A 21567-nucleotide genomic window follows, 5' to 3' on the forward strand; every position below is an offset into this window, starting at 1 on the left:
ACGGTTTCGCGTTCCCTAGACGGATTCGGCGCGATTGGGCGCCGTTCGCGCCCGCGAGTGTGTCTTCGTAAACGTGACGCGTTTCGGTCCGGCCGTTGGCTTTGCCAGCACCGGGCACAAGGATCGATTCCGGCAAGAACCAAGAAATAAAATGAGCAGTTCCGCCGCGCTTCTCCAACCCGATGCTTCAGGCTCGCGCCTGACGTCCCGCGGCGATCTCACCAGTTTCTTCATGCAGCTTGCCGCCGATATCGGCGCCGACAGCTACATGCTGGTCGCCATCGTGCACGACCAGGACCGCAACGATGCGCGCATCGTCTCCTCGAACTGGATCTTCGACGCCATAGAGCTCATCGGCAAAAGGCTGATTGCCAATCTGGCGCTGGGCCCCTTGACCGTGGCGCCGGGCGTGCGCCCGAAGCCGTTGGTGGCGGCGCACGCGCCCGACGCCGGCGCATTGCTGACCGGCGAGGAAGCCCGCCTGCTCGACGTGCTCGGCCACGCCGAAATCTATTCGCTGCGGCTCAATGTCGGCCGGCAGCGCCTGTTCGTCCTGTTCTCGGCCGCAGAGGCGGGCAAGATCGACCTCACCGCCCTGATGAAGGCGCAGATCAAATGCTGCTACGCGCTTTCCAGCATTCCGCAGCTGATCGCGGCGGCATCCATGCAGGATCCGCTGTCGGATCGCGAGCGCGAATGCCTGTTCTGGGTTTCGGAAGGCAAGACAACCGACGAAGTCGCCGTCATCCTCGGCGTCTCGTCGAATACCGTGAACAGCTACATCACCCACGCCATCCAGAAGTTCGCGGCCTCGAACCGCGCGATGGCGATCGCAACGGCGATCAGGAGCGGCATCATTTGAAGCACGCACAGGTCAGAGAGGCGGCAGCCGCCCTTTTCAACGATCAGCGCAACCCCTTCGGCGCCTTCTCGCTCGGCTCCGAGACCCATCACGCCGCCACCATTCCCGATGCGGTGCGCCGATGCCGCTGGATCGCCGTCGACATCAACGCCTCGGCTTTCGGCCTCTATTTCGTCAGCCCCTCGCCCGAGCGCCCGCGTCTCGTGGCGTGCTTCGATTCCGACTATCCCGGCACCGCGGTCGCGACCAAATTCATCTCCGGTGCCAATGGCGAGGACATGGTGCGCCACAGCCGCCTCTCGACGGCGCCGCGCTGGTGGGCCGACGACGGCGCCGCCGGATCTCGGCAGGTCTTCCAGTCGCTCGCCTGGGCCGAGCCGACCACACCGCTGGCGCCTGGCACCAACGGCATCGCCTTTCCGGTGCATGCCGATCGCGGTCAATGCGGACTGGTCGTTTTCCTGGGCCCGGAGATCGCGCTGTCCGACGACACGCTTTGCGAGATCCACGCCCGCTCCTTCGCGCTTTTCGCGGCCGTCTCCCGCATCCGCCCCGGCGATACCGGCAGGATGCGCTCGATTTCCAAGCGCGAGCTCGAATGCCTGAAACTGACCGCCAACGGCAACACCAGCGAGGAGATCGCCAAACTCCTCAAACTGTCGGTGCATACCGCCAACCAGTATCTCACCCAGTCGACGCAGAAGCTCAACGCGGTCAACCGCAACCAAGCCGTCGCCAAGGCGCTCCGGCTCGGCCTGATCGAGTGACGTCACGCCAGCGGCGCTGAACGTGCCGCGCCGACATCGGCTCGGCTGCGCTCAAATCATCAAGGAAATGCCAGCGGCTCGGTTCTCCGGATCCGGGCCTCTTCGATCGCGCCCTCGAGCAAGGTCGTGTTGTGCTCCGGCGTCTCGCCAGGTTTCTCGAACGACACGTAGTTGACCACCACGGATGCCGCGTGCTCGGTCAGCGTCAGCTGGAAATAGACCGTCACGCCGCGCGGCCGCAGCTCCAGGTCGAGCACGATGCGCGGGCTGCCGCTCCAGTCGACATGCGCCTCCGCGCCATGGCCGAGCCGCAGCGTTCCCGGCCGGAAGTAAAGCTCGACCGCCGAATCCACAAGGTCCGACAGGCAGGCGAGATGCTCGAGCCGGATGAAGGCGATATAGTCGGCAACGTCGATGAGCCTCAATTCGCCCACCACGGCCTCGATGGCGCTGGCGACGATCAGCTCGCGGGAATTGGCGTGGGGTTGCCGGTCCATGGATTAACGGCGTCCGTTCATTGGGTTGCTTTTCGCGGTGCCTTCTTCGAGTAGACGATCCGCACCAACTCGGCGACCGCCTGGTAGAATTGCGACGGGATCACGCTATCAACCGAAACTTGCTTGTACATGGAGCGCGCAAGCGCGACATCCTCGAAGATCGGGATGTTGTTCTCCCTGGCGATCTCGCGGATCTTCAGCGCCACCAGATCCTGTCCCTTGGCCAGCACGATCGGCGCGGAATCCTCCTCGCGTACATACTTCAGCGCGATCGAATAGTGCGTCGGGTTGGCGATCACCAGCGTCGCCCGCGGCACGGCCGTCATCATACGTCTGCGCGCCCGGTCGCGCGCCAGCGAGCGCAGCCGCGATTTGACGATCGGATCGCCCTCCGACTGCTTCAACTCGTCCTTGACCTCCTGCTTGGTCATCCGAAGGTCGCGACGCCAGTGGAAGCGTGACCAGACGATGTCGGCCACCGCGATCAGCCCCATGACAAAGACGATCGCTGCAAGGATGTCGACGAAGATGCCGCGGATGACGAGGCCGAACGAGATCGGGTTGGTGATCATGCCGGCGAGCAGCTTGCGATGATCTTCCGAGAGCGTGAAGCTCAGCACGGCGATGGCGAAGCCGAGCTTGGCCAGCGACTTCAGGAACTCGACCCAGCCCTGCATGCCGAACATCCGGCTCCAGCCCTTGGCGATCGAGATGCGCGACAGCTGCGGTCTGATCCGTTCGCCGACGATCTGCGGCATGTTCTGGAAGACCGAGGCGCCGACGCCGGCGACCGTCAAGAGCACCAGCAGGCTGACGACGGCGCGGCCGATCTCAGTCATCACCTGCTTGTAGAGCGAGATGACGTCGGTCTCGGTATCCATCGGCCAGGCTTCCGGCTTTTCAAGGAAGGTCGACAGGAACATGCCGAGATCGACGATCGCGTCCTTGGCGTAGAAGACGGCGAAAACCAGTATGGCGAGGAAGGAGGCAAAGATCGCGGTCTCGCGCGAATGGGGCAGCTTGCCCTGTTCGATCGTGTCGCGGATCTTCTTTTCTGTGGCTTCCTCGGTTTTGGAATCCTTGTCGACCGCTTCAGCCATGGCGCTCTGACCGGGTGGTCATCGTCAGGCGGCTTCGGCGGTGGCCTGCATCGAGGGCAGCTCGAAAGCTCCTTCGCGCGACAGCCGGATGGCGGCGACCGATATGCTCTTGCGCGCCGCCATGATGTCGGCAAGCGCAATGCCCTCCGATCCCTGTCCGAGTTCGGATTCGATCATGCGGCGGGAGCGCGCGCCGATCGCCGACAGCGCCGCTTCAGCGAGTTCCGGCGGCGCGCCGCGCAGCGCCAGCGTGACGAGTTCGGTCGACAGCCCGTCGAACAGCAGGACGCGGGCTTTCTGCGGCAGCAGCGGGAGATCGTCGAAGGCGAACAGCCGCGCCTTGACGCCGGCGAGATCGGGCGTGCCGGCTTCCTCCAGGTCCTGCATGAGTTCGTCCAGTTCGGGCTTCGCCATTTCGTTGAGCATGCTGGCGACGCGCTCCTGGCCGGCCGTGGTGTCCCGACTGGCCTTCTGCGACAGCACGCTCACGCGCAGTTGGTTCTCGACGATCCTGGACGCCGCGTCCGGGACATTGGCCATCGTCACCATGCGCTTGATGATCTGGCTGCGCAGCGGCTTTTCCATCGTCAGCAGCACGTTAGCGGCTGTCTGCGGCGCAAGCTTCGACAGCACCATGGCCGATGTCTGCGGATGCTCGCCGGCAAGGAAGCTGCCGAGCCGCGACGGCTCGAGCTTCTCGAGGTCCGGCCATATCGGCGGCGGCCCTTCCACGACCGGCTGGAATTTCTTCTCGCCCATGATGGCGCTCATCTCCTCGGGCGACAGCGATTCGTTCAGGATCGTGTCCATCCGGTCGGCTGAATCGAGCAGGCCCGCGCCCTCGGTGAATTCGGCTTCGAACTCGGCGACGATGCGCTCCAGGTCGGCCTGCGGAATGGTGCGCAGGAGACGCGCGCCCTCGATCAGCGCCTTCAGCTCGTCCTGCTTGAAGAATTTGAGCAGGCGGCTGGCCGCGGGCTTGCCCATGGCCACCAGTATGGCTGCCGCCTTTTGCGGACGTGTCAGCGCCAATGCCGTCGTCATGCGCGTTGCCCTTGCTGCCGATTGATCCGCCCGCCGGTCATTATCAGGCGCTCTTCGTCGCGGCGATGATCTCGGTCAGCCGGATGCCGAAGCGCGTCGGATCGCTTTCCAGCACCGTGATCTCGCCGCGGGCGATCTTGCGGCCGTTGACCACGACGTCGACCGGCTCGCCGATACGGCGATTGAGCGCAACCGTGGAGCCCTTCTGCAGCGCCATCAGCTCCGAGACCGGCATCTCCGTGCTGCCGAGGATGATCTGCACATCGACCGGAATGGTCATGATGATGGAAGAATTGGCGCCCGACCGAAGGGCGGCGTCCGGGCGCTTTTCCTCTTCCCGCAGCACGCCCCGCAATTCCTCGATGGCGCGGTCGAGCTGCTCGTCGGGCTGATCGGGGTCGGCTTCCGCCTTGGTTTTTGCCATCTGTCGTCTCCATGAATCCCGCGGCTGGCTTCAGCCCGGAAGCAGTCCGTCGATGAAATCCTGCCCGGCATCATGCGGATGGCTGATGCGGACGGTGTAGTTCTGCCCCAACTTGCCGAACTCGCAGACAAACAGTGTTCTGTCGCGGGCGCTGAGCCTGGCGTTGAGCTGGGCGTTTTCCTCCAATTCGATCACCTGGCCGGACTCGAACGCCGCGAGGTCGCCGAGCGTCAGCCGGGCGAGAGGCATAGTCGCTTCCAACCGGACGGTCGAGCGCATCACCTCCTCGGAGAAGCGAGCCCGCCAGTCGGTCTCGCCATGCTCGCCCGCGGCGGCGTCGCCGCTGCGCGAGGTAAGCAGCAGGCGCTGCGGGATCGTCACCGTGAGCGTGCCGCTGTCCGACGGCGTCGACAGGCCATAGACGATGCGCACGGCGGCACCATCGCGCAACACGCGCCGCCTCGCCTCGTTGCCGGACATTGCTTTCGGCACGGGCAGGCGCAGGTCAAGCGAACGTTTGCCGGATCCGTTGAGAGCCGCCGCGACCTCCTGGAACACGGTGGTCGCCACGTCGGCTTCGATCTGCGACAGGTCGCGCTCGATCGGCGCCACCGGCTGGTCGGGATCGCCGCCGAACAGCGCGCTCACCATGACGGCGACCGCCTGCGCATCCATCACCAGCGTCATGGCGTCGGCCGAGGTCGGCGAGGACACGACGGTCAGCGCGAAGGCATCGCCGGCGCGTGAACGCGCCTCGGGGACGCGGCCGACCTCCACCGCTTGCAGATCGACGGTCACCGGCGCGCCGAGCTCCGCGGCAAGCGCCTTCTGCAGCAACGGCAGCGCCCGTTCGGCCATGCCGCGGCCGGCGCCGATCACCTGCGCCGCCTCGCCGCTGTCGCCGACGAGCCGCTCGATGATCAAGGCCCGCGTTTCTGACGGACTGGCCGGACTGGTCATGACGGCAGGCGGCCCTGTCTCGAATGCTGCATGCTCAGGCCGCCTTCTTCTCGGCGACGCCGGCGCTCATGGTGCTCTGCTCCACCGCATCGATCGTAGGACGCTCGTAGGAGGATATGGTCTTGCGACCGAATTCGATCGCGACCTGCGGCAGGGCGCCGTTCATATACGCAAGCAGCGTCTGCTTAACGATGATGTAGAGGCGGTTCTTCTTTTCGCGCACCGTCTTGATCTTGGTGGCTACCGGACCGACCACCGCGTAGGACAGGAAGATGCCGAGGAAGGTTCCGACGAGCGCCGCGCCGATCAGGCCGCCCAGGATTTCCGGCGACTGGTCCAGCGCGCCCATCGCCTTCACCACGCCAAGCACGGCTGCCACGATGCCCAGCGCCGGCAGGCCGTCGCCGACCGCGACCATCGCGTGGTAGGCCTTCAGCTTGTCTGCGCGGATCGTCTGGATCTCTTCGTCCATCAGCGCTTCGATTTCATGCGAGCGGGCATTGCCGATGATGATGATGCGGCAGTAGTCGCAGATGAAGTTCGTCAGGTCATGGTTCTTGAGCACGGTTGGGAAGGCCTGGAAGATGGCCGACTCTTCCGGATTGTCGATATGGGCCTCGACCTCGCTGCGCGACTTCGAGCGCAGTTCGCGCATCAGGCTGTGCAAGACGCCCAGCGTCTCGAGATAGTCGCGCTCCTTCGGCACCGCCTGCTTGAAGGCTTCGAGGATGCCCTTGCCGGTGTCCTTGACCGTCTTCATCGGGTTGGCGACGAGGAAGGTGCCGAGCGCGGCGCCGCAGATGACCACCGCTTCCCACGGCTGCAGCAACACATGCAGATGCCCGCCCATGGCCATGAAGCCGCCGAGAACACAGCCGAGCGTCACCACAAGTCCGATCAGAATGCCCACGACAGGTCCTTCCGCATGTCACGTCGTGGAATAGGGATAGTCTGCGTGCCTTGTGTGAGGCTTGAATCGAAGGCGGCGAACGCGATTCAGCTTCGCGCAAGGAAGTGACGCTATTGTGCGAGGGATAGCTTCGGCCGGAGGCATGCCCTTTGCTCAGTACCTACACCAACTACCAGTTGATCGCCAGAGACATCCCCAAGTCTATCACCCGCATCGAGCAGCAGCCGACGGTCGATCGCGACACCCAATACTATCTGGCCAACATCACCAAGGTGAAATCGATCGACGATTTCGTCAACAACGACCGCCTGTTCAAATATGCCATGAAGGCCTACGGACTGGAGGACATGGACTACGCCAAGGCCTTCATGGTCAAGGCACTGAAGGAAGGCGTCTCGGACCCCGACAGCTTCGCCAACAAACTGACCGACAAGCGCTACGCCCAGTTCGTCGCTGCCTTCAACTTCGCGGCCGATGGCGCCGATGCGACGGTCTACAACCCGACACAGCAGCAGGTTACGGCGAACTACGCCACACAGGCAGAGATCGCGGGTCTTGATCCGGATTCGGACTATGTGAAAGGCGAGACGACCTACTATCTCGCCAACATCACCAAGGTGAAGTCGATCGACGACCTGATGTCGAACGACCGGCTCTACACCTACGCGCTGGCCGCGTTCGGCCTGGATTCGGCCACCGAGGACAAGGATCTGATCAAGTCCGTCCTCCAAGGCGGCGTGAAGGATCCCGATAGCGTCGCCAACAAGCAGACCAACAAGGCCTATGCCGGGCTCGCCGCCGCTTTCAACTTTGCGCAGTACGGCGATACGACCACCACCCGCGTTGCGGCGCAGCAGCCGACGGTCGACATGTATCTGCGCCAGACATTGGAGGAGGACGCCGGCCAGACCAATGAAGGCGTGCGGCTGGCGCTCTATTTCCAGCGCAAGGCGCCCGACATCACCAACTGGTACGACGTGCTCGCCGACACCGCTTTGGCCAGCGTGGTGCGCACCGCGCTCGGACTGCCCGATTCCTTCGCCACCGCCGACATCGACAAGCAGGCGCAGCTCTTCGAGCAGAAGCTCGACATCAAGGACTTCACCGATCCCGAGAAGCTAGGCAAGTTCCTGACCCGCTTCACCAGCATGTACGAGATCGCCCACCCCACCTCGACGGCGGTGACTTCGGTCAGCGTGCTCTTCGCGCAGCCGACCACCATAGGCATCTCCACCGATCTGATGATGGCCATGCAGCAGTTGAAGTTCTGAGAAGATCATGCAGGACAGCCTCTACGTCGCCCTTTCCTCTCAGATCGCGCTCGAGCGTCGTCTCGACACCATCGCCGACAACGTCGCCAACGCCTCGACCATCGGCTTTCGCGCCACCGGCGTGAAGTTCGAGGACGTGGTCTCGGGCACCGGGCCGAAATCGGTCTCCTTCGCCTCCTCCGGCAAGACTTATCTTTCCGGCGCGCATGGCGCGCTGACCGAAACCGGCAACCCGTTCGATTTCGCCATCCAGGGCGACGCTTGGTTCGCCATCGAGACGCCAGCCGGCACGGTGATGACGCGTGACGGCCGCTTCTCCATGAATGACAGCGGGGAATTGATGTCGATCGAAGGCTATCCGGTGCTGGATAGCGGCGGCGCTCCCATCCAGCTCGATCCCCGCAACGGCCCGCCCAAGGCAGGCGCCGATGGCTCGCTCAGGCAGAACGACCAGCTGGTCGGCGCCATCGGCCTCTACAATTTCGATCCCGGCGAGAATTTCGTCCGCTACGGCAATTCGGGCATCGTGCCGGCGCGCACGCCCGAGCCCGTCACCGATCGTTCGGACGTCGGTGTCGCACAAGGGTTCCTGGAGGAATCGAACGTCAACCCGGTTCTGGAAATGACCCGGCTGATCCAGGTGCAGCGCGCTTTCGAGAACACGGCGGCGCTGATGCGGCAGACCGATTCCTCCACCGACGACGCGATCAAGACGCTCGGCTCGAAGTGACGGCATGACGACCGGCTCGTCCCTGTTGCGCGCTTCCGAGAGCCCGGCGGACACCGGGCGGACCGACAGGCTGGCCGCGCTCGAACGTGTCTGGCGGCGGTTCGATGATCCGCAGGCGCTGCTTGCGCGCGGCGGCCGCATCGCCGAGATATCGCCGACACATTACAAGGTCCGCGGCCTGTCCGGGATTGCTAGGCTGGGCGACATCGTCGAGCAGCGCGGCAAGGCCGGCGCGCGACGCGGCGAGATCGTCAAGATCGCCAGCGACGAGGTGGTGGTCGCGCCCTTCGAGCGCAGCGCCGATGCCGGCATCGGCGACGCCGTCTTTCGCCGCGGCCCTCTCGCGGTCACGCCGCATGTCTCCTGGCGCGGCCGCGCCCTCGACGCCTTGACCCGCGTCATCGACGGCGGCCCGCCGCTGATCAGGCCGAATACGGCGGATGCAGTGCATGGTGCGACACCCGGCGCCCTGGCGCGCCAGCGCGTCGGCACCGGCTTCCTGACCGGCGTCAGGGTGATCGACATCTTCACCCCGCTCTGCTTCGGCCAGCGACTCGGCATTTTCGCCGGTTCCGGCGTCGGCAAGTCGACGCTGCTTGCCATGCTCGCCGGCGCCGAGGCCTTCGATACGGTGGTCGTGGCGCTGATCGGCGAGCGCGGTCGCGAGGTGCGCGAATTCCTCGAGGACACGATCGGCGCCGAGAGCATGGCCAAGACCGTCGCCGTCGTCGCCACCAGCGACGAAAGCGCCATGATGCGCCGGCGCGCGCCCGACACCGCCATGTGCGTGGCCGAGCATTTCCGCGACCAGGGTCATCGCGTGCTCCTGGTGCTGGATTCCATCACCCGTTTCGCGCATGCGCTGCGCGAGGTGGCGACCGGAACGGGCGAGCCGCCGGTCGCGCGCGGCTATCCGGCCTCGGTCTTCACCGACCTGCCGAAGCTCCTCGAACGCGCTGGTCCGGGGGTTGAGGGCAAGGGATCGATTACCGCCATCATTTCGGTGCTGGTCGACGGCGACGACCATAATGATCCCGTCGCCGATTCGGTGCGCGGCATCCTCGACGGCCACGTCGTGCTCGACCGCTCGCTTGCCGAGCAGGGCCGTTATCCGCCGGTCAATCCGCTGTCGTCGATCTCGCGCCTTGCCGACAAGGCCTGGAGCCCCGAGCAGCGCATGCTCGTGACAAGGCTGAAATCGATGATCGCGCGTTTCGAGGATACGCGCGACATCCGTCTTTTGGGCGCCTACCAGAGCGGCGCCGACGCCGAGCTCGACAATGCGGTGCGCCAGGTGCCGCTGATCTACGAGGCGCTCACGCAATCGCCGAGGGACCGCGCATCCGCCGATCCGTTCGCCGACCTCGCCCGCCATCTCAAGGGGAAGCTGAATGGCGATCAAGGAGACTGAGCTCCAATATACCGAGCGCATGCTGCGCGACATGCTTGCCGAGGCCGAGGCGGCGGAGCGGGCCGAAGCCAACGCGGCAAGAACCGCTAGGGACAGGGCCGCGCATGCCAAGACACGGAAAACAGCAGCTCTCCTGACCAGAGCCGACAGGCCGCATCCGCCGCGGACATCCGCCGTCGGGACCGCCGACGTCGCGCAGGCCAGCCGCGATTCCGTGCTCGACGGGCTTTTTCCCCGCACCGAGTGGCCGCAGCCGCCGAAAGCCCAGTTCCCGCGCCTGGCAGACAGGAGCGCCGACCGCCGCACAGATTTCGTCATTGCCGCGCTCGGCATCACGCTCGGCCTGATCTGCGCGTTGTTTCCCTGGTACATCTTCCTCAACCAGGAGCAGTTCGGCGTTCAGACGATCAAGTTCGGCGGCAGCGGCAGCAATGCCGGACGCAAGGGCGGCGGCATCGTGGCCGAACGCAGCGGGCCGCTGACGGCCAAGGACGTCCCCAATACCGATATCGACCTCTTTGCCACCGGAACGGTCGAGGACGACCCCGCGCCACCGCCCGCCGACCAGCCCTTCCCTGCCGCCGTCTCGGAATTCAAGATGGTGCATGTCGCCAACGGCCGCGCCATGATCGAGGACGATACCGGTCTGTGGCTGGTCCAGCGCGGCTCGGTGCTGCCCGATTCCAGCCGCGTCGCCGCGATCGAGCAGCGCGGCGGCAAATGGGTGATCGTCACCAGCACCGACAAGGTGATCCCGCTCTCGAAATAGTTAAGCCGGGCCATGTGGCCCGCCCCGCGCAAGGTCCGCGCAAGACTGGCCGCCTAGTCTTGTGCGTACTTGCCCGGGAGATTCCCATGGAACCGGTAAATCTTTTCGATCTCGCCACGCGGCAGTCGCAATGGCTGGCCGTGCGCCAGTCGGCGATTGCCTCCAACATCGCCAATGCCAACACGCCGGGCTACACGGCCAACGACGTCGAGCCCTTCGAAAAGGTGCTCGACCGGACCGCCGTGACGCTTGCCGCCACGCAGGCCGGCCACCTCGGCGCCGAAACGGCCAATGCCGGCTTCAACGTCAAGCCCGAGGATCCCGACGGCGCGATCATGCCATCGAAGAACACCGTGGTTCTCGAACAGGAGCTGATGAAGGCCGGCGAGGTCCGCCGCTCCTTCGAGCTCAACACGGCGATCGTCAAGGCCTTCCATTCGATGATGACGATGGTGGTGAAGAGCTGACCATGGACGCCCTCACCGCAGCCCTCAAAGTCGCGGCCTCTGGCCTTGGCGCCCAGTCGGAGCGCCTGCGCGTGGTCTCGGAAAACCTTGCCAACGCCCAGTCGATCGGCAGCACGCCGGGCGCCGATCCCTATCGCCGCAAGACGATCACCTTCCAGTCCGAGGTCGACCGCGCGACCGGCGGCTCGCTGGTGGAAGTCAGCGCGATCTCGCGCGATCCTTCGGACTTCCCGATCGAATTCCAGCCCGGCAACGAAGCCGCCGACGCCAAAGGGTACGTCAAGATGCCCAACGTCAACACATTGGTCGAAATGGCCGACATGAGCGAGGCAAACCGCTCCTATGAAGCCAACCTGCAGGTCATCAAGCAGGCTCGCGATCTGATTTCCATGACCATCGACCTGATGAGGAACCAGTAATGATCGGCGGTATCGGGGCAATACAATTCAAGACGGCGGTTGACGGAGCGGAGCAGGCGTCACCAAACCTCTTGCAGGGCGGCGTCGGAACGCAGGCCGGCGAAAGCATCGGCAGCAGCTTCGCCGAAGTCCTCAGCCAGGCGGCGACGAAAACCGTCAACACGCTGCAGGGTGCCGAGCAGATGTCGATCCAGGCGCTCAAGGGCGACGCCGACACCCGCCAGGTGGTCGATGCGGTGCTGAGCGCCCAACAGGCGCTGCAGACCACCATCGCCATCCGCGACAAGGTCGTGTCGGCCTATCTCGAAATCAGTCGCATGAGTATCTAGGACCGCGTCATGAAAGCCCTTGCCATCGCCGCCACCGGCATGAACGCCCAGCAGACCAACCTGGAAGTCATCGCCAACAACATCGCCAACATCAACACCACCGGCTACAAGCGGGCACGGGCCGAATTCTCCGACCTGCTCTACCAGGTCGACCGCACGCAGGGCGTGCCCAACCGCTCCAACACCTCGCTGGTGCCGGAAGGCGTCTCGATTGGTCTCGGCGTCAAGACGACGGCCGTGCGCAACGTCCACACCCAGGGCGAGCTGGCCAGCACGGGCAACAGTTTCGATCTGGCCTTGACCGGCAGGGGCTGGTTCCAGATCCAGGGAGCCGACGGCGGCACGCTCTATTCGCGCGCCGGCGCCTTCAATACCAACGCCACCGGGCAGTTGGTGACCGTCGACGGCGCCGAGGTCATCCCGGCCATCACCGTGCCGACCGACGCCGTCGAAGTCATCGTCAACAAGACCGGCCAGGTCTTTGCCCGCCTGGACGGTCAGACGAATTTGCAGTTGCTCGGCCAGCTTCAGATCGCCAACTTCGCCAACGAGGCTGGCCTGGCGCCGCTCGGCGACAACCTTTTCCAGGAGACGGCCGCCTCGGGTCCGGCCAATGTCGGCGTGCCAGGCGATCCGGGCTTCGCCACGATCCAGCAGGGTTACCTCGAATCCTCCAACGTCGATCCGGTCAAGGAAATCACCGAGCTGATCTCGGCGCAGCGCGCCTATGAAATGAACTCCAAGGTCATCCAGGCCGCAGACGACATGGCCTCGGTGGTCTCCAAGAACATCAGGTAACGGATGATGGCCGGGCCGATCTCCTCCGCACTCCGTCGCACCGCGCTGGCCACCGTCCTGGTGGCCGCCGGCGCGCCGGCTTTCGCACAGGATGCGGCCGGCCAGTCGGCGAACCAGATCGCCTCCGCCCAGGCGACCGGCGAGGCCGTGCTGATCCCCAACCGGGTCATCTATCCCGGCGAGACCATCGAGCCCGCCTCGCTCAAGCAGGTGACGCTCATCCCCGGCAAGCACAAGCCCGACGGCATGGCGACGCGCTCCGAGGAGCTTCAGGGCAAGGTCGCCAAGCGCACGCTTCTGCCTGGACGCTACATTCCGGTCACGGCGATTCGCGACGCCTGGCTGGTCGAGCAGGGCGCTTCCGTGCAGGTCTATTTCACCGCCGGCGCACTCACCATTTCGGCGGCCGGGGTCACGTTGCAGCCAGGCGCTGCCGGCGACCAGATCAAGATCCGCAACATCGACAGCGGCAAGATTATCTCGGGCACCGTGATGGCCGACGGCACCATCAAGGTCGGCGCTTCGTGATGCGTGCCTTTGTCCTTCTGCTAAGCGCCGCCATCGGCCTTCAGCCGGCATTGGCCGATGGGCTGACGCCCAAGGCCAAGCGCGAGCTGGCGCAGCGGAATGGCGGCGTCTACGACGATCCCGAATATGATCCGGCCACCACCCAGCGCATGTTCCGTGTATCCACCGGGCCAAGCACGCTGCCGCCCGGCCAGGTCGCCGCGCGTATCAAGGACATCGCCCAGCTGCAGAGCGCGCGCGACAACCAGCTCGTCGGCTACGGCCTTGTCATCGGCCTCGCCGGCACCGGCGACAGCCTGCGCAACTCGCCCTTCACCGAGCAGTCGATCCGCGCCATGCTGGAAAATCTCGGCATCGCCACCGAAGGCGGCAGCGCGCGCGCCAAGAACGTCGCCGCCGTCATCGTCACCGCCAACATGCCGCCCTTCGTCCAGTCGGGCGCCCGCATCGACATCGACGTCTCCTCGATGGGCGACGCCACCTCGCTCGCGGGCGGCACGCTGGTGATGACGCCGCTGAAGGCTGCCGATGGCGAGATCTATGCCGTCGGGCAGGGCTCGGTGATCATCGGCGGCTTCACCGCCCAGGGTCAGGCCGAACAGTTGACGCAAGGCGTGCCGACCGCCGGTCGCGTCCCCAACGGCGCCATCGTCGAACGCGCGGTGCCGGCCGAGTTCGACGACCAGAGTGTGCTGACGCTGCAATTGCGCAATCCCGATTTCTCGACCGCCATCCGCATCGCAGACGCCGTAAACGACTACACTTCTCAGCGCTTCGGCATGCGGGTCGCCGCTGAGCGCGATGCCCGCACCGTGCAGATCAGGCGGCCGAAGAATGTCTCGGCCGCGCGCTTCTATGCCGAGATCGAAAATCTCGTCGTGGAGTCGGACGCCCCTGCCCGCGTCGTCATCGACGAGCGCACCGGCACTATCGTCATTGGCAACAATGTCCGCATTTCGCGTGTGGCGATCAGCCATGGCACGCTCACCGTACGCATCACCGAAGCGCCGAAGGTGGTCCAGCCGGAACCCTTCTCCAAGGGCGAGACCGCGGTCGAGCCCTTCACCGCCATCGAGGCGAGTCGGCCCGACGCGCGCGTCGCTTTGCTCGACGGTCCCGATCTCGAAACGCTCGTCTCCGGCCTCAATCGCCTCGGCGTGAAGCCCGACGGCATCATCGCCATCCTGCAAGGCATCAAATCGGCCGGCGCCTTGCAGGCCGACCTGGTTCTCCAATAGGCACGCCGATGATTGCGCTTCTTTCCTCGAAGACACGCCATTCGCTCACAATGATCGCCGCAGCGGCCGCACTGGTTGGCGGCGCATCCGTCCACGCCGAGGAAGTCCGGCAGGTCCTGCCTGGCGGGCAGGCCCCGGCCCAACCGGCCGAACTTACCCGCGAGCAGGAGCCGGCCCGGCCGGCTGCGCTCGCAGGCGGCAAGACGCCGGACGAAAGCGAGGTCCAGCGCTTCTGCTCCAACATCGCCGACGCCGCGCGCGATCGCCGCTACGCGCTGCAGGCCGAGGAATTGAAGCAGCTGCAGGCCGGCATCGACGAGCGCATGAAGGCGCTGGAGGCTAAGAAAACCGAATATGAAGAATGGCTGAAGCGCCGCGAAGTGTTCCTGGCGCGCGCCGAGGACGGCGTCGTCAAGATCTATGCCGGCATGAAGCCCGACGCCGCCGCCGAACGTCTGGCGATGGTCAATGCCGAGCTCGCGGCCGCCATTCTGATGAAGCTCGATTCGCGCAAGGCCGGCGTCATCCTGAATGAAATGGACCAGAAGGCGGCGGCGACTCTCACCGGCATCATGGCCAGCGCGGCGCGAAGGGTTGATCCGTCATGAAGTTGAAATTGCTCGCCCTGATCGCCCTCGCTAGCCTGGCTGGCTGCGGCACCGACCTCAAGGAGGTCGGCAGGGAACCCGCTTTGTCGCCGGTCGGTTCCGGCATCGGTGCAGGCGGCTCCGGCCCCTACAGCTATCCCGAGCCGCCTGCGTCGCGGCCGAAGAAGTTTTCGCTGTGGGACGACCGCCAGAGCCGGCTCTTCACCGATCCGCGCGCGCTGCGCGCGGGCGACATCCTTACCGTCAACATCAGGCTCAACGACCGGGCCAATTTCAAGAACCAGAACGATCGCAGCCGCACCGCCGCGCGCAAGCTCGGCTACGACATCACGCTCGGATGGGACGGCAGGAGCACCAGCGGCAAGGGCGACGCCGGCTTGAGTTCCAGCACCGAGACCAATGCCGACGGCGAGATCAAGCGCTCGGAAGACATCGCCCTCAACGTCGCCGCAGTCGTCACCGAGGTGCTGCCCAACGGCAATCTGATGATCAGGGGCTCGCAGGAGGTCCGCGTCAATTACGAGCTTCGCGTGCTGACCATCGCCGGCATGGTTCGTCCGTCCGACATCGGCGCGGAGAACACCATCCCCTATGAGCGCATCGCCGAGGCGCGCATCTCCTACGGCGGTCGCGGCCGTGTGAGCGAGGTCCAGCAGCCGGCCTATGGCCAGCAGGTCCTCGACCAGGTTCTTCCTTTCTAGGGTCGGGATAGCGCTGCCGTGGCCAATGTCGAGCAGGTCCAGCCCAAGAAGGGACCGTCCCTGGTGATCCAGCTTGCCATGCTCCTGGTCATGACGGGCGCGGCCGTCGGCATGGGCTGGCTTTCCGGCGGCTATCTCAAGCAGGGCGAAACGCCGGCGCCGGTCCCTGCGGCGCCGGAAAACGCCGGCGCCGTGGAAAAACCCGCCGAGGGTGGCAAGGTGGCCGCCGGGCCAACGCTGGCGCAATTGGCGCCGATCACCACCAATCTCGCCTCGCCATCGGACGTCTGGATCCGGCTCGAGGCGTCGCTGCTTTATGACGCTCCCCAGCCACCGGAAATGACCGAGCAGATCCATCAGGATCTGCTCGCCTTCGTGCGCACGCTCAAGCTGCACCAGATCGAAGGCGCCAGCGGTTACCAGCATCTCAAGGCCGATCTCGAGGAGCGCGCGGCGCTGCGCAGCGGCGGCCACGTCAAACAGGTTCTCGTCAGGACGATGCTGCTCGAATGAGAAAATTCCTCATAGCCACGGCGCTCATCGTCGCCACCACGTCCGTCGCCGCGGCCCAGCAGCTCGATCTTGGCGGCATCGGCAAGGCCGACGGCACGACCGTCGGCTACCTGATCCAGATGTTCGGCCTGCTCACCGTGCTTTCGGTGGCGCCGGGCCTCTTGATCATGGTGACGAGCTTCACCCGCTTCGTCATCGCCTTCTCGATCCTGCGCGCCGGCATCGGCCTGCAATCGACGCCGGCAAACCTGATCCTGATCTCGCTGTCGCTGTTCATGACCTTCTATGTCATGGCGCCGACCTTCGACCAGGCCTGGAACACCGGCGTGAAGCCGCTGATGGACAACCAGATCACCCAGGCCGAGGCGTTCGAGAAGATCTCCGGCCCGTTCCGCGACTTCATGCTGCACAATGTGCGCGACAAGGATTTCGACCTCTTCGCCGATCTCGCCCGCGAGCGCGGCCAGACCGTATCGCGCGAGACCGTCGACCTGCGCATCCTGGTGCCGGCCTTCATGATCTCGGAAATCCGGCGCGGCTTCGAGATCGGCTTCCTGATCGTGCTGCCCTTCCTTGTCATCGACCTCATCGTCGCCACCGTCACCATGGCCATGGGCATGATGATGCTGCCGCCGACGGTGGTATCGCTGCCGTTCAAGATCCTGTTCTTCGTTTTGATCGACGGCTGGAACCTTCTGGTCGGCAGCCTGGTGCGATCCTTCACCTGAGGCGCCGAGCCGAGTGCTGAGGCGCACTCCCTGCCCATTCCAATTTTTCGCAATATATTTTCGATTAACCGTCCGATTTAGGTCTTTGGTAGGGACTTCCCGCCATAGTCGCTCGCAGATGGCGGGTGACCCAACTGAGCGGTCATTGGCATGATGCCGCACCGTCATACCGGACATGCCGGTATGTCAAAAAAATCCGTGTAAAATTAAGGTACGAGTACCATGGCCAGTATCATGACCAACGCTTCGGCGTTGACCGCTCTGCAGAGCTTGAACGCCACCCAGAAAGCCCTTGACACCACCCAGTCCCGCATCTCGACGGGCTATCGCGTCTCCCAGGCTTCCGACAACGCCGCTTACTGGTCGATCGCCACCACGATGCGCTCCGACAACCAGGCTATGTCCACCGTTTCGGACGCGCTCGGCCTCGGCGCCTCGAAGGTCGACACCGCCTACACCGGCATGGACAGCGCGATCTCGACCATCAACCAGATCCAGCAGAAGCTGACCGCTTCCTACGGCCAGACGGATGCTTCGAAGGAAAAGACCCAGGTCGAAATCGCCGCTCTTCAGAACCAGTTGAAGGCCTATGCCGATGGCGCCACCTTCTCCGGCACCAACATGCTGTCGGTCAACAGCGGCGCTACCGCCACCAGCGCGGCCGACGTGAAGATCGTTTCGGCCTTCAATCGCGATGCCACCGGCGCGGTTTCGATCTCGACGATCGACGTCAACGTCGACAGCATCAAGCTGTATGAAGCCGGCACGGCGTCGGGCGTATCGAAGGGCATCCTCGACGCCGACCGCGTCGGTGCGACCGGTGCTGTCACCACTACCGCGCAGAATCCGACCCTGGGTGCGGCAGCGCAGGCGGGCGACACCTATTCGGTAGCCACGATGAAGATCTTCTCCGGCACCACCGCAGCCAGCGATACCCAGATCGCGGAAATGATGAAGGTGGTCGACGCGGCGCTCAAGGATATGACGAACGCCGCCACCAAGCTCGGCGCCGCCAAGAGCTCGATCGACCTGCAGAAGACCTTCACCTCGAGCCTGATGGACTCCATCGATCGCGGCGTCGGCCAGCTCGTCGATGCCGACATGAACAAGGAATCGACCCGCCTCCAGGCGCTGCAGGTGCAGCAGCAGCTCGGCGTCCAGGCGCTGTCGATCGCCAACGGCTCGTCGCAGTCGATCCTGTCGCTCTTCCGCGGCTGATCGCCCTATACTGACCAGGCCAAAGCACCGGGCCGCGCCAAAAGCGCGGCCCGGTTTTTTATTGGGGCGGTTCGCCGTTTCACGGAAACGGTGAACCGCTCCATTCCTATTTGCTTTGAAGCAATTCCGGACGGAAAACCGTTTCACACTTTCCTGGAATTGCTTTGCTCAAGGTCCGCGCAACCTTCGCCTCTTAACTTCCCGAAAGCCTGCTTTTAACAGGCCATTAACCATATCGCGCTAGGTATGGTTAACCAATGACTTACGACAGGTTGCCGACTCGGCCCGACCGGCACGATCGCAACCGATGGGCAGGTTGAGACCCGGCCTGCGTGGCATGCCGGCCTTTGAGAAGGAGCGAGTTTCTTGGCAAGCATCATGACGAACGCTGCGGCGTTGACTGCACTTCAAAGTCTCAACGCCACCAACAAATCGCTCGAGCAGACGCAGGCCCGGATTTCGACCGGCTACCGGGTCTCGGAGGCCTCCGACAACGCCGCCTATTGGTCGATCGCCACCACGATGCGCTCAGACAACTCGGCGCTGTCGACGGTGCAGGACGCGCTCGGCCTCGGCGCCTCGAAGGTCGACACCGCCTATACCGGCATGAACAACGTCCTTTCGACGATCGGCCAGATCAAGACCAAGCTACTGTCGGCGGTGGGCCAGTCGGATGCCAACAAGGCCAAGACGCAGACCGAAATTACCGCGCTGCAGGCGCAGATGAAATCCTTCGCCGACGCGGCCACCTTCTCTGGCTCGAATTATCTTTCGGTCACGTCCACGCAAGTCGCAACCAACAATGACGGCGTCCAGCCGGACGCCAAGATCGTCTCCTCGTTCAACCGCTCTTCGTCGGGCGCCATCTCGCTCGGAACCATCGACATCAACGTCGAGAGCACCAAGCTGTTCGATTCCGGTCTCTCCACCGCCGTCAAGAACCAGGGCATTCTCGATCGCCAGACGTCGATCTATGCCACCGCCGCGGACCAGTCGGCATACGACGCCGCCTACGCGGCCTCGATCGCCGCCGGCGGCACCGACATCGCCGCCAACACCGCCGGCCAAGCCGCGGTGACGGGCACGCCGGTCAAGATCGACAACGTCTCCGCCTTCAATCTCGACATCACGGCGACGGGCGTGACCGACGACATCATCACGCAGATGGTCACCAAGATCGACAACGTCATGAGCCAGCTTACGGACGCCGCCACCGTGCTCGGCGCCGCCAAGAGCTCGATCGACCTGCAGAAGACCTTCACGCAGAGCCTGATGGACTCCATCGATCGCGGCGTCGGCCAGCTCGTCGATGCCGACATGAACAAGGAATCCACCCGCCTGCAGGCTCTCCAGGTCCAGCAGCAGCTCGGCATCCAGTCCCTGTCGATCGCCAACAGCTCCTCGCAGTCGATCCTGCAGCTGTTCAAGAACGGCTAAGCCGCCCGATCACCATCGACCGACGAAAGGCCGCGTCCAAAGCGCGGCCTTTTGCGTTGGTGGCAAGAAGATAACCTTTCGATACTTGCAGACCCCTCGGCGGCACGCCCTATCATCCTCGCACAAGCTTCGCGGTCTAGTCTTCCGGCGGACAGTCATGCTGGGAGCGGTTGAATCGTGCCGGAACAGATCCAGGGCATCATCGCGAATTTGAAGAGCTTCGGCGTGAGACGCCTGGCGCTCATGGGCGGCATCGCGGCCCTGGTCATGGCCGTCATCGGCATCGCGTCCGTCTATCTCAACCGTCCGGCCTATGAGACGCTCTATGTCGGCCTCGAGCGTTCCGACGTCAACCAGATCGGCCTGGTGCTGGCCGATGCCGGCATCGGTTTCGATGTCGGCTCCGACGGCACCTCCGTGCTGGTGCCGGCCGGAACCACCGCGCAGGCCCGCATGCTGCTTGCCGAGAAGGGCCTGCCGACCAGCGCCAATGCCGGCTATGAGCTGTTCGACAATGTCGGCTCGCTCGGCCTCACCTCCTTCATGCAGCAGATCACCCGCGTGCGTGCGCTGGAAGGCGAGATCGCGCGCACCATCCAGTCAATCTCCGGCGTCAAGGCGGCGCGCGTCCACATCGTCATGTCCGAGCGCGCCAATTTTCGCCGCGACGAGCAACAGCCCTCCGCCTCGGTGGTCATCCGCTATGCCGGCAACGATGCCGAAAAGAGCGCCATGTCGATCCGCCACCTCGTCGCCGCGGCTGTTCCGGGCCTGTCGGCCGACAAAGTCACGGTGCTCGATTCCAACGGCAATCTTTTGGCCGCCGGCGACGACCCGTCCAACACCAGCGCGGCGCGCACCCTCGGCGTCGAGCAGACGGTCGAGGCGCAGATCGGCGACAACATCCGCCGCGCGCTCACTCCCTATCTCGGCCCGGACAATTTCCGCGCCAGCGTCAAGGCCGACGTCAACACCGACAGCCGCCAGACCGAGGAGACAATCTTCGATCCGAACTCGCGCGTCGAGCGTTCGGTGCAGTCGGTGAAGACCAATGAGGCGAGCAACCAGAAGCAGGCCTCGACCCCGACCAGCGTCGAGCAGAACCTGCCCGAGACGCAGACCACCACCACCGAGGGACCGCAATCCTCCTCGCAGAACGACCGCAAGGAAGAGATCACCAACTACGAGATCAACTCGAAGAAGATCGCGACCGTTTCGAACGGCTACACGGTCAACAAGATGTCGATCGCGGTCGTCGTCAACCAGGATCGTCTGAAGACCATCCTTGGCAAGGACGCCACCCCGGAGCAGATCGCCAAGCGCGTCGCCGATATCCAGAAGATGGTCGCCTCGGCGACCGGCTTCGACGACAAGCGCGGCGACGTCATCGACGTGTCGGCGGTCGAGTTCATCAACGGCCTCGACGGCGAGCCGATCGAACAGCCGGGTATCCTGGCCTCGATCGGCACCTATACCGGCACGCTGATCAATGCCGCTGCCTTCATTGTCGTCGTCTTCCTGGTGGCCTTCTTCGGCCTGAAGCCGATGGCCGCCGCGCTGACGGCGTCGGCGAAGCCCGCGGCCATTGCCGGACCGAGCTTCGACGACGTGCAGCGTTCGTTGCCGACGCCCGACGCGCCAGTCGCCGCGATCACCGCCGAGGCTCCGGCCGGCGCCCAGTCTGGCGCGCGCGCCGGCGCAACCCCGCTCGACGACCTGCGTCAGAAGATCCGGCCGGCGCCGCAGGAGCGGCTTGCCCGCATGGTCGACCTCAACGAGGAGCGCACCGCGCAGATCCTGCGCAAATGGGCGGCAGCCCCGGAAGCCGTGGGTTAGGC

25 protein-coding genes are annotated in these 21567 nt (G+C 64.7%); 19 read left to right on the forward strand and 6 right to left on the reverse strand.

Going from position 1 to position 21567, the window contains the following annotated elements:
- Positions 1-151: 151 nt before the first annotated feature.
- Complete coding sequence (locus tag MJ8_RS26275; protein WP_201411538.1) at positions 152-862, forward strand: helix-turn-helix transcriptional regulator; 711 nt, start codon at positions 152-154, stop codon at positions 860-862.
- Entirely contained in the window at positions 859-1629 is a 771-nt protein-coding gene (locus tag MJ8_RS26280; protein ID WP_201411539.1) for a helix-turn-helix transcriptional regulator, read from the forward strand. Before MJ8_RS26275 ends, MJ8_RS26280 begins: the two co-directional genes overlap by 4 nt.
- A gap of 59 nt (positions 1630-1688) precedes the next feature.
- Here the strand turns inward: MJ8_RS26280 and MJ8_RS26285 are convergent, their stop codons facing one another.
- From MJ8_RS26285 to motA, 6 genes are read right to left on the reverse strand one after another with little or no spacing between them, the layout of a single operon-like run.
- Positions 1689-2126: a hypothetical protein gene (locus MJ8_RS26285; RefSeq protein WP_140746396.1), complete on the reverse strand. Its 438-nt coding sequence runs from the start codon at positions 2124-2126 to the stop codon at positions 1689-1691.
- A 17-nt stretch (positions 2127-2143) separates the two neighbouring features.
- Positions 2144-3226 (reverse strand): flagellar biosynthesis protein FlhB, encoded by a 1083-nt coding sequence (gene flhB / locus MJ8_RS26290; protein WP_201411540.1) that lies wholly within the window; start codon positions 3224-3226, stop codon positions 2144-2146.
- Between the two features lie 24 nt (positions 3227-3250).
- The gene (locus MJ8_RS26295) at positions 3251-4270 is read right to left on the reverse strand and encodes a flagellar motor switch protein FliG (RefSeq protein WP_201411541.1); all 1020 of its coding nucleotides are present in this window, start codon (positions 4268-4270) and stop codon (positions 3251-3253) included.
- Between the two features lie 43 nt (positions 4271-4313).
- Entirely contained in the window at positions 4314-4694 is a 381-nt protein-coding gene (fliN, locus tag MJ8_RS26300; protein ID WP_201411542.1) for a flagellar motor switch protein FliN, read from the reverse strand.
- Between the two features lie 30 nt (positions 4695-4724).
- Positions 4725-5654, reverse strand: a complete 930-nt coding sequence (locus MJ8_RS26305; RefSeq protein WP_201411543.1) for a FliM/FliN family flagellar motor switch protein — start codon at positions 5652-5654, stop codon at positions 4725-4727.
- A gap of 34 nt (positions 5655-5688) precedes the next feature.
- Entirely contained in the window at positions 5689-6564 is an 876-nt protein-coding gene (gene motA / locus MJ8_RS26310; RefSeq protein ID WP_201411544.1) for a flagellar motor stator protein MotA, read from the reverse strand.
- A 149-nt stretch (positions 6565-6713) separates the two neighbouring features.
- On the opposite strand from motA, the gene MJ8_RS26315 reads away from it, so the two are divergent.
- The 17 genes from MJ8_RS26315 (at position 6714) to fliF (ending at position 21565) form a co-directional block, all read left to right on the forward strand.
- A complete protein-coding gene (locus MJ8_RS26315) occupies positions 6714-7835 on the forward strand; it encodes a DUF1217 domain-containing protein (protein ID WP_201411545.1) in 1122 nt (373 codons plus the stop codon).
- Positions 7836-7842: 7 nt separating this feature from the next.
- The gene (flgF, locus tag MJ8_RS26320) at positions 7843-8565 is read left to right on the forward strand and encodes a flagellar basal-body rod protein FlgF (RefSeq protein ID WP_201411546.1); all 723 of its coding nucleotides are present in this window, start codon (positions 7843-7845) and stop codon (positions 8563-8565) included.
- Between the two features lie 4 nt (positions 8566-8569).
- Positions 8570-9976 (forward strand): flagellar protein export ATPase FliI, encoded by a 1407-nt coding sequence (gene fliI, locus MJ8_RS26325; RefSeq protein WP_201411547.1) that lies wholly within the window; start codon positions 8570-8572, stop codon positions 9974-9976.
- The gene (locus MJ8_RS26330; RefSeq protein ID WP_201411548.1) at positions 9957-10745 is read left to right on the forward strand and encodes a hypothetical protein; all 789 of its coding nucleotides are present in this window, start codon (positions 9957-9959) and stop codon (positions 10743-10745) included. The genes fliI and MJ8_RS26330 overlap by 20 nt, the downstream gene beginning before the upstream one ends.
- Before the next feature lie 86 nt (positions 10746-10831).
- Entirely contained in the window at positions 10832-11212 is a 381-nt protein-coding gene (gene flgB / locus MJ8_RS26335; protein ID WP_201411549.1) for a flagellar basal body rod protein FlgB, read from the forward strand.
- A 2-nt stretch (positions 11213-11214) separates the two neighbouring features.
- A complete protein-coding gene (gene flgC / locus MJ8_RS26340) occupies positions 11215-11631 on the forward strand; it encodes a flagellar basal body rod protein FlgC (RefSeq protein ID WP_201411550.1) in 417 nt (138 codons plus the stop codon).
- Positions 11631-11960: a flagellar hook-basal body complex protein FliE gene (locus MJ8_RS26345; RefSeq protein ID WP_201411551.1), complete on the forward strand. Its 330-nt coding sequence runs from the start codon at positions 11631-11633 to the stop codon at positions 11958-11960. Before flgC ends, MJ8_RS26345 begins: the two co-directional genes overlap by 1 nt.
- Before the next feature lie 9 nt (positions 11961-11969).
- On the forward strand, positions 11970-12758 hold the full coding sequence (gene flgG / locus MJ8_RS26350) for a flagellar basal-body rod protein FlgG (RefSeq protein ID WP_040997112.1): 789 nt from the start codon (positions 11970-11972) through the stop codon (positions 12756-12758).
- A gap of 6 nt (positions 12759-12764) precedes the next feature.
- Entirely contained in the window at positions 12765-13286 is a 522-nt protein-coding gene (gene flgA / locus MJ8_RS26355) for a flagellar basal body P-ring formation chaperone FlgA (protein ID WP_201411552.1), read from the forward strand.
- Positions 13283-14524 (forward strand): flagellar basal body P-ring protein FlgI, encoded by a 1242-nt coding sequence (locus MJ8_RS26360; RefSeq protein ID WP_201411553.1) that lies wholly within the window; start codon positions 13283-13285, stop codon positions 14522-14524. Before flgA ends, MJ8_RS26360 begins: the two co-directional genes overlap by 4 nt.
- Positions 14525-14532: 8 nt before the next feature.
- The gene (locus tag MJ8_RS26365; RefSeq protein WP_201411554.1) at positions 14533-15132 is read left to right on the forward strand and encodes a MotE family protein; all 600 of its coding nucleotides are present in this window, start codon (positions 14533-14535) and stop codon (positions 15130-15132) included.
- Positions 15129-15833: a flagellar basal body L-ring protein FlgH gene (gene flgH, locus MJ8_RS26370; protein WP_201411555.1), complete on the forward strand. Its 705-nt coding sequence runs from the start codon at positions 15129-15131 to the stop codon at positions 15831-15833. The genes MJ8_RS26365 and flgH overlap by 4 nt, the downstream gene beginning before the upstream one ends.
- An 18-nt stretch (positions 15834-15851) precedes the next feature.
- Positions 15852-16346: a flagellar basal body-associated protein FliL gene (gene fliL / locus MJ8_RS26375; RefSeq protein WP_201411556.1), complete on the forward strand. Its 495-nt coding sequence runs from the start codon at positions 15852-15854 to the stop codon at positions 16344-16346.
- Positions 16343-17074, forward strand: coding sequence for a flagellar type III secretion system pore protein FliP (fliP, locus tag MJ8_RS26380; protein ID WP_201411557.1), 732 nt, complete (start codon positions 16343-16345; stop codon positions 17072-17074). Before fliL ends, fliP begins: the two co-directional genes overlap by 4 nt.
- 222 nt (positions 17075-17296) lie before the next feature.
- Entirely contained in the window at positions 17297-18292 is a 996-nt protein-coding gene (locus tag MJ8_RS26385) for a flagellin (protein ID WP_201411558.1), read from the forward strand.
- A 366-nt stretch (positions 18293-18658) separates the two neighbouring features.
- Complete coding sequence (locus tag MJ8_RS26390; protein WP_201411559.1) at positions 18659-19729, forward strand: flagellin; 1071 nt, start codon at positions 18659-18661, stop codon at positions 19727-19729.
- A 177-nt stretch (positions 19730-19906) separates the two neighbouring features.
- The gene (gene fliF, locus MJ8_RS26395; RefSeq protein ID WP_201411560.1) at positions 19907-21565 is read left to right on the forward strand and encodes a flagellar basal-body MS-ring/collar protein FliF; all 1659 of its coding nucleotides are present in this window, start codon (positions 19907-19909) and stop codon (positions 21563-21565) included.
- The last annotated feature ends 2 nt before the right edge of the window (positions 21566-21567 follow it).

The organism is Mesorhizobium sp. J8, from assembly GCF_016591715.1.
Classification (GTDB): Bacteria; Pseudomonadota; Alphaproteobacteria; order Rhizobiales; family Rhizobiaceae; genus Mesorhizobium.

Excerpts from the sequence above, each read along its gene's own strand:
- MJ8_RS26385 (WP_201411558.1), top strand. The coding sequence starts at position 17,297 with ATGGCCAGTATCATGACCAACGCTTCGGCGTTGACCGCTCTGCAGAGC.
- fliP (WP_201411557.1), top strand. The coding sequence starts at position 16,343 with ATGAGAAAATTCCTCATAGCCACGGCGCTCATCGTCGCCACCACGTCC.
- fliN (WP_201411542.1), bottom strand. The coding sequence starts at position 4,694 with ATGGCAAAAACCAAGGCGGAAGCCGACCCCGATCAGCCCGACGAGCAG.
- MJ8_RS26275 (WP_201411538.1), top strand. The coding sequence starts at position 152 with ATGAGCAGTTCCGCCGCGCTTCTCCAACCCGATGCTTCAGGCTCGCGC.
- fliI (WP_201411547.1), top strand. The coding sequence starts at position 8,570 with ATGACGACCGGCTCGTCCCTGTTGCGCGCTTCCGAGAGCCCGGCGGAC.
- MJ8_RS26365 (WP_201411554.1), top strand. The coding sequence starts at position 14,533 with ATGATTGCGCTTCTTTCCTCGAAGACACGCCATTCGCTCACAATGATC.
- MJ8_RS26345 (WP_201411551.1), top strand. The coding sequence starts at position 11,631 with ATGATCGGCGGTATCGGGGCAATACAATTCAAGACGGCGGTTGACGGA.
- flgB (WP_201411549.1), top strand. The coding sequence starts at position 10,832 with ATGGAACCGGTAAATCTTTTCGATCTCGCCACGCGGCAGTCGCAATGG.
- flgG (WP_040997112.1), top strand. The coding sequence starts at position 11,970 with ATGAAAGCCCTTGCCATCGCCGCCACCGGCATGAACGCCCAGCAGACC.
- flgC (WP_201411550.1), top strand. The coding sequence starts at position 11,215 with ATGGACGCCCTCACCGCAGCCCTCAAAGTCGCGGCCTCTGGCCTTGGC.
- flgH (WP_201411555.1), top strand. The coding sequence starts at position 15,129 with ATGAAGTTGAAATTGCTCGCCCTGATCGCCCTCGCTAGCCTGGCTGGC.
- flhB (WP_201411540.1), bottom strand. The coding sequence starts at position 3,226 with ATGGCTGAAGCGGTCGACAAGGATTCCAAAACCGAGGAAGCCACAGAA.
- flgF (WP_201411546.1), top strand. The coding sequence starts at position 7,843 with ATGCAGGACAGCCTCTACGTCGCCCTTTCCTCTCAGATCGCGCTCGAG.
- MJ8_RS26295 (WP_201411541.1), bottom strand. The coding sequence starts at position 4,270 with ATGACGACGGCATTGGCGCTGACACGTCCGCAAAAGGCGGCAGCCATA.
- MJ8_RS26305 (WP_201411543.1), bottom strand. The coding sequence starts at position 5,654 with ATGACCAGTCCGGCCAGTCCGTCAGAAACGCGGGCCTTGATCATCGAG.
- MJ8_RS26285 (WP_140746396.1), bottom strand. The coding sequence starts at position 2,126 with ATGGACCGGCAACCCCACGCCAATTCCCGCGAGCTGATCGTCGCCAGC.
- MJ8_RS26330 (WP_201411548.1), top strand. The coding sequence starts at position 9,957 with ATGGCGATCAAGGAGACTGAGCTCCAATATACCGAGCGCATGCTGCGC.
- flgA (WP_201411552.1), top strand. The coding sequence starts at position 12,765 with ATGGCCGGGCCGATCTCCTCCGCACTCCGTCGCACCGCGCTGGCCACC.